Genomic DNA, 11700 nt, shown 5'->3' on the forward strand with positions numbered 1-11700 from the left:
ATTCACGCGAGGGCAGTGCTAAAGCGATACCATGCGTATTGTCTTCATGGGCACTCCGGAATTTGCAGTTCCTTCACTCGAAGCGTTGCTTACGTCCGATGACCAAGTGGTCGGCATCGTCACGCAGCCCGACCGGCCGAAGGGACGAGGGCAGATCTTAACGCCCTCTCCGATCAAATTGATTGCACAGCGAGAGAACATTCCGTTACTGCAGCCTCTCAAAATGAAAGCGCCTGAATTTCTTGACGCATTGGCCGGGTGGAAACCGGATCTCATCGCGGTCACGGCTTTCGGACGTATCCTGCCCGGCATGATTCTGAAGCTGCCTCCCATGGGCTGCGTGAACGTGCATGGATCCTTGCTCCCGAAATATCGGGGGGCTGCGCCGGTGCAATGGGCGGTGATCAATGGCGAACGCGAAACCGGCATCACGACTATGTTGATGGACGAAGGCATGGATACCGGAGCGATGCTGCTACAAGAAAGCCTGCCGATCAGTCCCGACGACACGGCAGGAACGCTGGCTCCACGACTGGCGGCCATCGGGGGCCGGCTGTTGGTTGAAACGATCAGGCAGCTCAAGGCCGGCACGATTACTCCTCTTCCCCAGGACCATTCCCTGGCCACGATGGCGCCGATTTTGAAGAAGGAAGATGGTCTGATCGATTGGACGATGAGTGCGGGGCAGCTGTCCAATCGTGTCAGAGGGCTGTCGCCTTGGCCGGGAGCCTACACCTTTCTCGGCCGCGAACGGTGGATGATCTGGAAGGCGTCCCGTCATCCGGCGGATAACCATGGAGCACCCGGCACGATTATCGGCGTGACTAAACAGGCCATCCAGGTTGCGACAGGCGAAGGCGTCCTTGAGATGACCGAGGTCCAACCGGCGAACAGCAAGCGGCTCACGGTCGCGCAGTTTCTTGCCGGCCATCAGGTGGTCGCTGGGCAGCGCTTCGATGCCGGGCCTCCTGTGCCGGAGGATCACGAGGCGGCACAGTCGTAGGCATCGCCAAAATTCTCACCGTCCGCTGTGATCAGGCCATCGATGTCCTCTGCCCGCCCATCTCCAAAGAAATCCGCTTCTTCCGCCCGACACCGGGCGCTTTCGGTGTTACTGGCCTTCCAGAAATCCGGCGATGCGATCGACGAGATCCTCGATCGTCTGTGGACGGGCGAGGCAGGCGATTCCCGCGATCGGGCGTTTGCGATGGAATTGATCTACGGGGTCTTGCGACGGCAGGAAACTCTCGATTGGCGATTGGCGCCGGTGCTGAGCAAGCCTCTGGCCCGTCTCCCACAGGTTATTCAAGTTGTGCTTCGCCTGGGCGCGTACCAACTGCTCTACATGGATCGGGTGCCGGAGTCTGCGGCCGTCAATGAATCGGTGAACCTGGCCAGATCCCATGCGGCCAAACTCGGGCGCGATTGGGGCGGCCTGGTGAATGCGGTTTTGCGTGCCCTCATGCGTTCCCCTGAACCACCGTTGTCGGATGGACAACACATGCCGGCCAGGGGGTTGTCCGTTCGCTACGCCCTGCCGCTCTGGTTGTGCGAACGTTGGGTTCAACGACTCGGAGTGGAGGGGGCTGAAGCAGCCTGCAAGACCGTCAGTGTCATTCCCTCTCTGACGTTGCGTGTGAACCGGCAGCGAGCGACCCGTGAGGGACTTCTTGAGCAGTTCGAGAAAGCCGGCATCGTATCGCGACCGACCCCTGTCAGCCCCGCTGGAATTGTCGTCGAGGGCGGACAGTCCGTGACGGCGCTTCCCGGTTTTCACGAGGGGTTGTTCTATGTCGAGGACGAAGCCGCTCAACTGATTCCGCTGGTGCTTGATCCGCAGCCCGGCGAGCGGATCCTCGATGTCTGTGCGGCGCCGGGTGGTAAGACTACGCACATTGCCGATCTCATGTCGAACCGCGGCGAGGTCGTGGCCATGGATCGGCAGCCCTCGCGGCTGAAGCTGCTTGCCGAGAATTGCCGGCGACTTGGTGCGACCATCATCGCTCCCCTTGTGGGGGATGCGCGGGAGCTCGGCTCTCCCGCATCACCCAAGAGTACAGATCAACGAATCATCGCCCCGGGGCTGTTTGATCGCATCCTCGTGGATGCACCTTGCAGCGGCATCGGCGTACTCCGCCGGCATCCTGACGCGAAATGGAAAAAAGATACCGGCATGTTTGCGAGACATCAGATTTTACAGCGCGCGATCCTCGATCGGGCGGCATCTGTCTTGCGGCCCGGCGGGGTGCTGGTCTATAGTACCTGCTCAACTGAACCCGAAGAGACGGAAGAGGTCATCGACCGCTTCTGCCGGGATCATTCAGCGTTTAGGCGCGAGTCCGTGGCGCTGTGGTTATCAACCGCCGTCCTCCCGTTTGTCAGTCCTCAGGGATCGTTGTCCACCCTGGGAAACGAACTCGGGATGGACGGATTCTACGCCGCCAGACTGCGAAAGGCCGAGTATGAGTAACCGAGTGCTGATTGCCCCTTCTATCCTGGCCGCAGATTTTGCCCGGCTTGCCGATGAAATCGCCGCGGTCGAACGGGGCGGCGCGGATCTCCTGCATATCGACGTGATGGACGGCCATTTTGTGCCGAACATTACGGTAGGACCTCCGATCGTGGAATCCCTCAAGAAAGTGACCAAGCTCCCCCTCGACGTGCATTTGATGATCACCAACGCCGATGCGTTCATCACGGAGTTTGTTTCCGCCGGGGCGGACTATGTCACGGTGCATGTCGAAGCCTGCCCCCATCTGCATCGCACGGTTCAGTTGATCAAAGAGCGGGGCGCGAAGGCCGGGGTGACGCTGAATCCTGCGACGCCGGTCAGTTTGCTGCAAGAAATCCTGCCGGAGGTCGATCTGGTGCTGATCATGTCGGTGAATCCGGGATTCGGCGGGCAGAAATTTATTCCGTCCGCCCTGCAGAAGATTGCCGCCATACGCGAGATGCTGGACCGTCTCCACAGCCCGGCGCTGCTCGAAGTCGACGGCGGGGTGAAAGTCGACAATGCCGCGCAGGTGCTGGCGGCGGGAGCCGACGTCCTCGTTGCCGGGTCCGCGATTTTCTCCAGCCGCGACTATGCCGGAACCATTGCCGCGCTGCGTGCGGCAGGTCAGCCGGCTTCCTCAACCATGGCGCATGCCGCACTCCATCGATAGGCCATTCAGGGTGGATATTTCCGGACTCATCGACAGCCTGCACCCCCTCGAAATCAAAGTCCTCACGGCCTTTGGCGCAAGACCGGCCGGATCGGTGCTGGGGACCGAGGAGCTGGCCGCCGCGGCCGAATTAGAGCCGTCACAGCTGAGCATGGCGATTGAGTGGCTGCTGACGAAGTCCCTGCTGGCCGTGCATGCCGAGACCGTGACTCCCGTGGTGTCGTTGACGAAGATCGGTGAGCAGTATTTCGATACCGCATCGCCGATCGAGCGGGTGTACTCGGCCGCGCGAGAAGTGGCCAGCACGGGCAAGCGGCTGACGATTCCCGACTTGCAGGCGCAGGACGGGTTGGATCCCTCCGACGTCAGCAAGGCCGTCGGCCGTCTGAAAAAGGAAGGCGTGTTGCTGATCGTCCAGGGCGGCTGCATCGAAGCGACGGGGCGTCCGAGTCCGACCGTCGAGGCGATCCGCACGTTGCTCAAGGACGTGCATGAGTCCTCCCGAGATCTGAAGAGTTTCTCCGACGCCCATCGTCAGATCATTGAAGATTATGCCGTGAAGCGCGGCAATGCCAAAGAGCCGTTCCGCGTCGATGACCGCGTCGCGCGTTCGTTCGCGCTCTCCCCCACCGGGGCGACCGCGGCGGAGCATCTCCTGCGCGAAGGGGTGGCGGAGGAAGTTTCCCAGCTCACGCCGGAATTGCTGAAGGACGGCAGTTGGCGGGGCAAGCGGTTCCGCAAATACACCATCAGTTTGCGCGCGCCGCGCATTGGCACAGGGAAAAAACATCCCTATCGCGAGTTCCTCGACACCGTGAAGACGAAACTCGTGAGCATGGGCTTCCAGGAGATGCGCGGGTCGCTCGTGGAGACCGAGTTTTGGAATATGGACGCGCTCTTCATGCCGCAGTTTCATCCGGCACGCGACATTCACGACGTCTATTTCGTGAAGAATCCCACCCACGCGACGAAAATCGACGAGCCGTTCCTGACGCAGGTGACCCGGGCGCATGAGAATGGCGGCAAGACCGGGTCCACGGGATGGAAATATGCCTTCAATGGCGAACGTGCGAAGCGGCTGGTACTGCGAAGCCAGGGGACGGCCGTTTCGGCCAGGACGTTGGCGTCGGTTCCGGCCGTGCCGGGCAAGTATTTCTCCATCGCACGCTGCTTTCGTTACGATCAGGTCGACGCGACGCACGCCACCGACTTTTTCCAGGTCGAAGGCATCGTGTTGGGCGAAGACATCAATTTCCGCACCCTCCTGGGGTTGCTGAACCTCTTTGCGCGGGAGGTGGCGCAGGCGAAGGAAGTGAAATTCCTGCCGGCCTATTTCCCGTTTACCGAGCCGTCGGTGGAAATGCACGTGCGCCATCCGCGCCTCGGATGGATGGAGTTGGGGGGGGCGGGGTTGTTTCGCCCGGAGGTGACGCTGCCGCTCGGGGTGAATGTGCCGGTGATTGCCTGGGGGCTGGGCTTGGACCGGATGGCGATGGTGGCGCTCGGCATTCACGATATCCGTGAGTTGTTCACCGATAATTTGGATTTGATCCGCACGACGCGGGGGATCTTCTAGCTGCCATCATGCCTACGATTTCAATTTACAAAGAGGATTTCGAGTCGCTCCTGGGTTTCACCGGTCGCGCGAAGCGATCGGTTTCAGTCGAGCAATTGGAAGAGTGGCTCATGCTCGTCAAGGGCGAGTTGAAGGGGCACAACGCCGAGACCGGCGAGTTGCGCGTCGAATTGCAAGATAGCAACCGGCCTGATCTTTGGTGCTGCGAAGGGATCGCGAGACAGATCCGGATCAAACAGCAGGGCAGGCTCAAGCCCTATTCCTTCTTCAGCAAAAAACCGAAACCCACGCAGCGTCTCATCGTCGGGCCTGGCCTCGAACAGGTGCGGCCCTATGTCGCCGCCTGCACGGCCAAGGGTTACCGGGTGACCGACGAAGGGCTGGCTCAGCTGATTCAGACGCAAGAAAAGCTCGCGGATATTTTCGGGCACAAGCGAAAGACGGTTTCCATCGGGATCTATCAACTGTCGAAGATTCAGTTTCCTGTGACCTACGAATTGGTCAAGCCTGACGAGGCACGGTTCACGCCGCTGGGCATGGAGACGGTGATGACCTTGTCGGAAATTCTCATGGTCCATCCTAAAGGATTGGAGCATGGCCACATTCTGTCGGGGCAGAGCCGGCTGCCTATTTTGCGCGACGCGAAGAACCAGCCGCTCTCTTTCCCGCCGATCATCAACAGCCGGGAAGTCGGGGAAGTTCGGGTGGGCGACGATGAGTTGTTTGTCGAAGTGACCGGGACTGACTTGGCGATGGTGGTATTGACGCTGAACATCTTCGCCGCCAACCTCGCCGATCGCGGTGCGGCCATTGAGCCGATCGAAGTGCAGTATCCGAAGAGCACACCGCTGGGCAAGCGCGTCGTGACACCGCAAGACCTTGGCAAGCCCAGGACCATTCAGCTGAAGACGATTGAACAGGCGCTGGGCCAGGAACTTGGGGTCAAAACCGTCAAGCAGGCCCTGGAAGTCTATGGCTACGAGGTCTCAGCCGGAAAGGGGACGGTCAAGGCGAAGCTGCCGCCCTATCGGCAAGACCTCATGCACGCGATGGACGTGGTCGAAGATGTGGCAGTCAGCCGAGGCTACGGTGAGTTTGCTCCGGTCATGCCGGCGCAGTTTACGGTAGGCGGGTTGTCGCGGATCGAAGAGACGTCCGACCGGGCGCGCGAGTTGATGGTCGGGCTGGGGTTTCAAGAAATCATCTCCAATATTCTCGGGTCGCCGGAGAACTATCGCAGTGCCATGCGTCTTGACGGGACGGATTGGGGACAGATGGTTCAGGTCGATAACGCGATGGCTCTGACGTTTTCCTGCTTGCGCCAGTGGATGCTGCCGTCGCTCCTGCGCGTCGAGGCGGCATCCAGCCGGGCCTTCTATCCGCATCGCCTGTTCGAAGCCGGTGAGGTGGCGACTCCCGATAGCACGCACGAACTGGGCTCGCGCACAGAAGTTGTTCTCGGCTCTGTCATCGCCCATGCCGGAGCCCATTTCTCAGAGATTCATTCGTGCGTCGATGTCTTGTTCTACTATCTCGGGAGGGAATACAGCCTGGAGCCGGTGCAGCATCCCTCATTCCTGGAAGGGCGCGCCGGGCGAATCGTCGTTGCGGGGAAACCGCTGGGGGTCATCGGCGAAGTCCACCCCGAAGTCCTGGAGCGCTGGCAGATCGCCGTGCCCGTCGTCGCCTTCGAAGTGAATCTCACCCAACTGGCAGACCTCGCCTGATCGGGAGAGCGACGAGGTGTCGCTCTCCCGTATCCGAAGCATAGGGGAGTGATGACGGATTGTGTGAGGCGGCGAGATTAGGCCGCGGCAGGGGTCAGGTGCTGCTTGGCGAGGCCGACCAACTTCTCAAATCCGGCGCTATCCTTGATGGCCATGTCCGAGAGGACTTTGCGGTCCAACAAGATATTCGCTTTCTTGAGCGCATTGATAAACCGGCCGTAGGTGAGGCCCTGTGCCCGGACGGCGGCGCTGATACGCGCAATCCACAACTGCCGGAAGTCCCGCTTCCGGTTCTTACGACCCGTATAGGCGTAGACCAGTCCTTTATCTACGCTCTCTGTGGCCGATCGGAACAGCCGGCTCTTTCCGCCATATTGGCCTGACGCCAGCTTGATCCGCTTCTTTCTCCGCTGTCTAGTTTTTGATCCACCTTTCGCGCGAGGCATGATTCCGTCTCCTTTTACTCGTGAGGCACCCTGTCAGGGCTCTAGTTATACGGCAAGAGGCGATTCAAAGACAAGGTCGCCGTCGGATCCACCGGTTGGGTTCCGCTCAAGCGGCGCTTTTGGTCGCTCTTCTTATGGCTGAGAAGATGGCGCTTCCCGGCGCTTTTTCTGACCAGTTTTCCTGTGCCGGTTCGCTTGAATCGCTTGCTGGCTCCTTTGTGTGTCTTGGCTTTCATCGGCTGATTCCTCTTGGTTAATGACGACGGTGTTATTCGCTTAGTTCTTTGGAGCCACGATCATGATGAGGCTGCGGCCTTCCATGCGCGGGGCATATTCAATCGTGCCGGTTTCCGTCAACTCGGCAATGACTGAACTCATGACGCTACGGCCCATCTCCTGGTTGGCCATTTCCCGTCCCCGATAGGTGAGCGTCACTTTGGTCTTGTTCCCATCGGCCAGGAATTCCTTGATCTGACGGATCTTAATCTCCAGATCGTGCTTATCGGTCCGTGGACGGAGCTTGATTTCCTTTACCTGCGTAGACTTCTGATGGCGACGGCTCTGGTGGTCCTTCTTGCTGAGCTCGTACTTGTATTTGCCATAGTCCATGATCCGGCATACCGGCGGGGCGGAAGTCGGGGCGACTTCTACCAGGTCGTAGCCCCCTTCTTGTGCCTGCCGGAACGCATCCGCGGTCGGGAGAATGCCTAATTGCTCTCCTTCCGGGCCGATCACCCGAACTTCTCGCACTCGGATTTCACGGTTTACACGCAGTTTGGGAACGATAAGCCACCTCTTAGTGTGTAGGTTGAAGGTCCGGCTGCGCGCGAGAGACGTCATTTCTGAGCATCTCGATCACCGCAGCCCCTGTCATGCTGCCAAGGTTTGCCCCGCTCCGCCCTCTGACCGAGAGGGTGCCGCTCTGGACTTCCCGGTCACCCGCGACCAGCATGAACGGAATTTTGGCCTTTTCGGCCTCGCGGATTTTGAAACCGATCTTCTCATTGCGAAGGTCCGCCTCGGCGCGAAAGCCGGCGGCCTTCAGCTGCGAGACGACCGACGTCACATAGTCGCGCTGGTTATCGGTGATCGCAATGACCACGGCCTGCACCGGGGCGAGCCAGGTGGGGAACGAACCGCCGTAATGCTCGACCAGAATGCCGAAGAACCGCTCGATGGATCCCATCAAGGCCCGATGGATCATGATGGGCTGATGGGACTTCCCGTCTTCGCCGATATAGCTGAGGTCGAACCGTTCCGGGTTATTAAAGTCCACCTGGATGGTGGAGCATTGCCAGGAACGTCCCAGAGCATCCTTGATTTTGATGTCGATTTTCGGCCCGTAAAACGCGCCGCCGCCTTCGTCGAGATGGTACGAAATCCCGCGGCTCTTCAGCGCGGCCTCAAGCGACGTGGTTGCGAGAATCCATTTGTCGTCGGAGCCTACCGACTTGTCGGGTCTCGTGGAAAGGAAGATCTCAAATTCCACGAAGCCGAACGATTTCAAAATGAAAAATGTAAAGTCCAAGACGCGGCTGACTTCGTCCTGAATCTGATCCGGACGGCAGAACAGATGGGCATCATCCTGAGTGAAGCCGCGCACCCGCAGCAGCCCATGGAGCACGCCGGTCCGCTCGTAGCGGTAGACCGTGCCGAGCTCGCCGTACCTGATGGGCAGGTCGCGATAACTCCGCAGATGCGACTTATAAATCATGATGTGGTACGGGCAGTTCATCGGCTTGAGCTGATACTCACTGCCCTCCAACTTCATGGGGGCGAACATGTTTTCCCGGTAGTAGTCGACATGGCCGCTGGTTTTCCAGAGGTCGAGTCGCGCGACGTGGGGGGAGTAGACCAGTTCGTACCCGTCTTTGAGGTGCTGTTCACGCCAGAAATTTTCGATCAACAGCCTGACCAATGCGCCTTTCGGGTGCCACAGGACCAGCCCGGGACCGATTTCGTCCTGAATGGTAATGAGGTCGAGTTCTTTGCCGACTTTGCGGTGGTCCCGCCGCTTGATTTCTTCCAGCCTGGCCAGATGGGCGTCCAGTTCTTTTTGAGAGGGGAAGGATGTCCCGTAGATCCGCTGCAACATCGGGTTGCGCTCGTCCCCTCGCCAGTAGGCGCCGGCCGTATTCAGGAGCTTGAAGGCGCCGACATGGCCGGTTGCCGGAAGATGCGGACCCCGGCAGAGGTCGACGAACTCACCTTGGCTGTAGGCGGAAATCGGTTCGTTCTCAGGGAATCCCCGGATCAATTCAACTTTATAGCCTTCGCCGCGCGAGTGGAAAAACTCGATGGCTTGTTGTTTCGAAAATTCCGTCCGCTTAACCTGAAGATTCCGTTTGATGATGTCTCGGGCGCGGTCCTCGATCTTCTCCAGGTCTTCCGGGGTAAAAGGGCGATCGAAGGCAAAGTCGTAAAAGAAACCGTCTTCGAGAGCCGGGCCAATCGTCATCTGAGCCGTGGGAAACACTTCTTTCACGGCCTGCGCCATAATGTGGGTGCTGCTATGGCGATAGACCTCGCGGCCTTCGGCACTGGCAAAGGTGACCGGCTCAACCGTCGCATCCTCAGTCAGGGGACAAGACAGATCGACGACCTTCCCGTTGACTTTCGCGGCAAGGACGTCGGTCCCGACCGTCACGCCGCAGGCCTCCAGCGCTGAGCCGACGGTGTGCCCGCTCTCGACGGTCTGAGCCTTTCCATCTTTCAACGTAATCGTCATCACGAGGGTGTTCTGTCCGATCGCAAAAAATAACAAAGGCACTCCGCCACCGAAAGGCAAGCGGATGCCTTCAGCCGAAATGGTAGGCGCGGACGGTCTTGAACCGTCGACCTCTACCGTGTCAAGGTAGCGCTCTCCCCCTGAGCTACGCGCCTATAGTCCGGGTGCGCATGCTAATATAGGCCTGCCTGTAGTGTCAAGAAAAGCAAAACAGAAGACAGCCCCGTTCTGATCATCCGAAAGGGGGTCGCCATCTCTCTTATGCCTCGGCGCGGCAGTGGGTGGTTACTTGACTGCGGAGCGCAGCTCTTTCCCTGACGAGAATTCCGGAACCTTCGCCGTGGGCATTTTGAAGGCTTCGGCCGGTTCCGGGGTTCCGACCCATCCGGGTCTTTCTCTTGGAAATGATGAAAGTGCTGAAGTTGACGAGAGACACGCGATTACCCTTACTTGAGCGAGGAGGTGACGGCGCCGGTAAAGGCTTCCAGTGCTGTTCCTGCCGCTACTTTGGTGATTCCGCAGAGGCCGCCATCGTTGCGATGATTCCCTCCTTGGTCATCCGTTTTCTCTTTGTGTGAGATTGAGTGAGGATGTCGGTTGTCTCACGCCCGATTCTCTCGCCGCTCGACAAACCTGGATGCTAGGCGTCGCGCGCGACTTTGGCCCGTTTGCGCTTTAAGGGAATGTGCAAATCGGTGATTTTTTTCCTCAGGGTGTTTCGATTGAGGCCCAAGAGTTCGGCCGCCTGAATTTGATTGCCCTGTGTTTCGCGGAGCGCGGAGGAAATAAGCGGCCGCTCAACTGCGGAAATCAGCATGGGGTGGAGATTCTTGGCCGATCCGTTGCGCATCCCCCTGACGAAATCCCCCATCTTTAAGTCCAGATAATCCTCCAGCGAGAGGTCGCGACCTTTTCCGTTTTGCATCCCTTCGTCCGACCGATTCATGTGCTGGAAGAGTTTGGACGTCTGGCTGAGTACGGCTCGGGAACCGGCAATCACCAAGGTCTTGGCTGGATCGACACAAGTCGGGAGCGTCACCGCATGGTCCTGTTCGGCAGCCCACTCCACCACCACGGCATCGAAGGGAGGATTTGGAGGACTGTGAGGGAGAGAGAGACGGTCCTGGCAGATGGTGACCGAGGCGTGTGGAAAGGCCAGTGTGAACTGAGTCTGGACGTCGGGGTCCCCCGTCAGCAGGAGTATGGAGAATGCAGATAGAGGGACTGACATGTAGGCACCAAGCGAAGAGGAGGGCGGGATTATTGCCCAGCGCTTCAGTGATGTCAAACGCCTTGTTTCTGGTTTGCGGATTTTAGTTAGGGGTCTTTGAACGAGTGGGATGCTGTTCCGGGGCTTACGCCCGTTCCGGGAATCGGTGCTGAGTCGGGAGGATTGCCAGGCCGTGAGTCAGCCAGCTGTCCGCAATTCTAGGGCATGATTCAGCCGAACGATAGAGACGGTCCTGGAGATTCATGACAGACTGAGCCTTGACAGGACGGAGAACCGAACGGTATATGATGCTAAATCAATTCCAATCGGAATATTCAAGAATGAGAGTCTCGCATCGCGCAACCTATGGAATTATGGCGGCTGTTGACCTGGCCATGAACGGGAAAAGCGAGCCGATACAGGCGCGGACGATTGCCAAGCGGCAATCGATCCCTGTTCGATTTCTCGAACAGGTCCTTCATGCGATGAAAAAGGCGGGGCTCGTTGACAGTATTCGCGGCGCGCAGGGCGGTTATCTCTTGCTCAAGAATCCCTCTGAGCTTTCCGTGGCCGATATTCTGGAAGCGCTCGATGGACCGGTGCTTCATGGCGGTTCCCTCGACGGCCATACTCATGAAAGACGGGAAAGCCGGCAACATCTCTTGCTGGGGCGGGTCTGGGAGCAGGTTGAAGAAGCGGAGCGCGCGGTGCTGGAAGCCATTACGATAGAAAGCCTGGTTGAGCGTCAACGTACGCTCGATCAGCAGCAAAACCCCATGTACCACATTTGACCACTGACCATCGGTGGATTGCCATAAAGCCTGCCTGTCATTCAGGCCGGCATCCCGG

At 59.0% G+C, this 11700-nt stretch carries 12 protein-coding genes and 1 tRNA gene; 6 read left to right on the forward strand and 7 right to left on the reverse strand.

What is annotated here, in order from left to right; translation table 11 throughout:
- Positions 1 to 31: 31 nt before the first annotated feature.
- From fmt to pheT, 5 genes are read left to right on the forward strand one after another with little or no spacing between them, the layout of a single operon-like run.
- Positions 32 to 1003: a methionyl-tRNA formyltransferase gene (gene fmt, locus ACO9S2_RS08960; protein WP_423721659.1), complete on the forward strand. Its 972-nt coding sequence runs from the start codon at positions 32 to 34 to the stop codon at positions 1001 to 1003.
- A gap of 42 nt (positions 1004 to 1045) precedes the next feature.
- Positions 1046 to 2470, forward strand: a complete 1425-nt coding sequence (gene rsmB, locus ACO9S2_RS08965; RefSeq protein ID WP_423721660.1) for a 16S rRNA (cytosine(967)-C(5))-methyltransferase RsmB — start codon at positions 1046 to 1048, stop codon at positions 2468 to 2470.
- Positions 2463 to 3164, forward strand: coding sequence for a ribulose-phosphate 3-epimerase (rpe, locus tag ACO9S2_RS08970; protein WP_423721661.1), 702 nt, complete (start codon positions 2463 to 2465; stop codon positions 3162 to 3164). The genes rsmB and rpe overlap by 8 nt, the downstream gene beginning before the upstream one ends.
- Before the next feature lie 10 nt (positions 3165 to 3174).
- Positions 3175 to 4740: a phenylalanine--tRNA ligase subunit alpha gene (locus ACO9S2_RS08975; RefSeq protein WP_423721662.1), complete on the forward strand. Its 1566-nt coding sequence runs from the start codon at positions 3175 to 3177 to the stop codon at positions 4738 to 4740.
- Between the two features lie 8 nt (positions 4741 to 4748).
- The gene (gene pheT / locus ACO9S2_RS08980; protein WP_423721663.1) at positions 4749 to 6467 is read left to right on the forward strand and encodes a phenylalanine--tRNA ligase subunit beta; all 1719 of its coding nucleotides are present in this window, start codon (positions 4749 to 4751) and stop codon (positions 6465 to 6467) included.
- A gap of 77 nt (positions 6468 to 6544) precedes the next feature.
- On the opposite strand, the gene rplT is transcribed toward pheT, so the two are convergent.
- The 7 genes from rplT to ACO9S2_RS09015 all read right to left on the reverse strand — a co-directional run bounded on the left by rplT (position 6545) and on the right by ACO9S2_RS09015 (position 10872).
- Positions 6545 to 6913 (reverse strand): 50S ribosomal protein L20, encoded by a 369-nt coding sequence (gene rplT / locus ACO9S2_RS08985; protein ID WP_423721664.1) that lies wholly within the window; start codon positions 6911 to 6913, stop codon positions 6545 to 6547.
- Between the two features lie 41 nt (positions 6914 to 6954).
- A complete protein-coding gene (gene rpmI / locus ACO9S2_RS08990; protein ID WP_423721665.1) occupies positions 6955 to 7149 on the reverse strand; it encodes a 50S ribosomal protein L35 in 195 nt (64 codons plus the stop codon).
- Positions 7150 to 7189: 40 nt separating this feature from the next.
- Positions 7190 to 7753 carry a translation initiation factor IF-3 gene (gene infC / locus ACO9S2_RS08995; RefSeq protein WP_423721666.1) on the reverse strand — a complete coding sequence of 188 codons (564 nt, stop codon included), beginning with the start codon at positions 7751 to 7753 and terminating at the stop codon, positions 7190 to 7192.
- Positions 7710 to 9644 carry a threonine--tRNA ligase gene (thrS, locus tag ACO9S2_RS09000; protein ID WP_423722483.1) on the reverse strand — a complete coding sequence of 645 codons (1935 nt, stop codon included), beginning with the start codon at positions 9642 to 9644 and terminating at the stop codon, positions 7710 to 7712. The genes infC and thrS overlap by 44 nt, the downstream gene beginning before the upstream one ends.
- 77 nt (positions 9645 to 9721) lie before the next feature.
- A tRNA-Val gene (locus ACO9S2_RS09005) sits at positions 9722 to 9796 on the reverse strand.
- Between the two features lie 104 nt (positions 9797 to 9900).
- Positions 9901 to 10077, reverse strand: a complete 177-nt coding sequence (locus ACO9S2_RS09010) for a hypothetical protein (protein WP_423721667.1) — start codon at positions 10075 to 10077, stop codon at positions 9901 to 9903.
- A 204-nt stretch (positions 10078 to 10281) separates the two neighbouring features.
- Entirely contained in the window at positions 10282 to 10872 is a 591-nt protein-coding gene (locus ACO9S2_RS09015; protein WP_423721668.1) for a helix-turn-helix domain-containing protein, read from the reverse strand.
- Positions 10873 to 11192: 320 nt separating this feature from the next.
- Between ACO9S2_RS09015 and ACO9S2_RS09020 the strand changes: the two genes are divergently transcribed.
- Positions 11193 to 11642, forward strand: coding sequence for an RrF2 family transcriptional regulator (locus ACO9S2_RS09020; protein WP_423721669.1), 450 nt, complete (start codon positions 11193 to 11195; stop codon positions 11640 to 11642).
- Positions 11643 to 11700 lie beyond the last annotated feature (58 nt).

It is taken from the genome of Nitrospira sp. NS4, assembly GCF_049546785.1.
Taxonomy (GTDB): Bacteria; Nitrospirota; Nitrospiria; order Nitrospirales; family Nitrospiraceae; genus Nitrospira_D.

What these genes read in the sequence shown, in the direction of transcription:
- fmt (WP_423721659.1), top strand. Translation starts at nt 32, where the DNA reads ATGCGTATTGTCTTCATGGGCACTCCGGAATTTGCAGTTCCTTCACTC.
- rsmB (WP_423721660.1), top strand. Translation starts at nt 1,046, where the DNA reads ATGTCCTCTGCCCGCCCATCTCCAAAGAAATCCGCTTCTTCCGCCCGA.
- rpe (WP_423721661.1), top strand. Translation starts at nt 2,463, where the DNA reads ATGAGTAACCGAGTGCTGATTGCCCCTTCTATCCTGGCCGCAGATTTT.
- pheT (WP_423721663.1), top strand. Translation starts at nt 4,749, where the DNA reads ATGCCTACGATTTCAATTTACAAAGAGGATTTCGAGTCGCTCCTGGGT.
- rplT (WP_423721664.1), bottom strand. Translation starts at nt 6,913, where the DNA reads ATGCCTCGCGCGAAAGGTGGATCAAAAACTAGACAGCGGAGAAAGAAG.
- rpmI (WP_423721665.1), bottom strand. Translation starts at nt 7,149, where the DNA reads ATGAAAGCCAAGACACACAAAGGAGCCAGCAAGCGATTCAAGCGAACC.
- infC (WP_423721666.1), bottom strand. Translation starts at nt 7,753, where the DNA reads ATGACGTCTCTCGCGCGCAGCCGGACCTTCAACCTACACACTAAGAGG.
- ACO9S2_RS09015 (WP_423721668.1), bottom strand. Translation starts at nt 10,872, where the DNA reads ATGTCAGTCCCTCTATCTGCATTCTCCATACTCCTGCTGACGGGGGAC.
- ACO9S2_RS09020 (WP_423721669.1), top strand. Translation starts at nt 11,193, where the DNA reads ATGAGAGTCTCGCATCGCGCAACCTATGGAATTATGGCGGCTGTTGAC.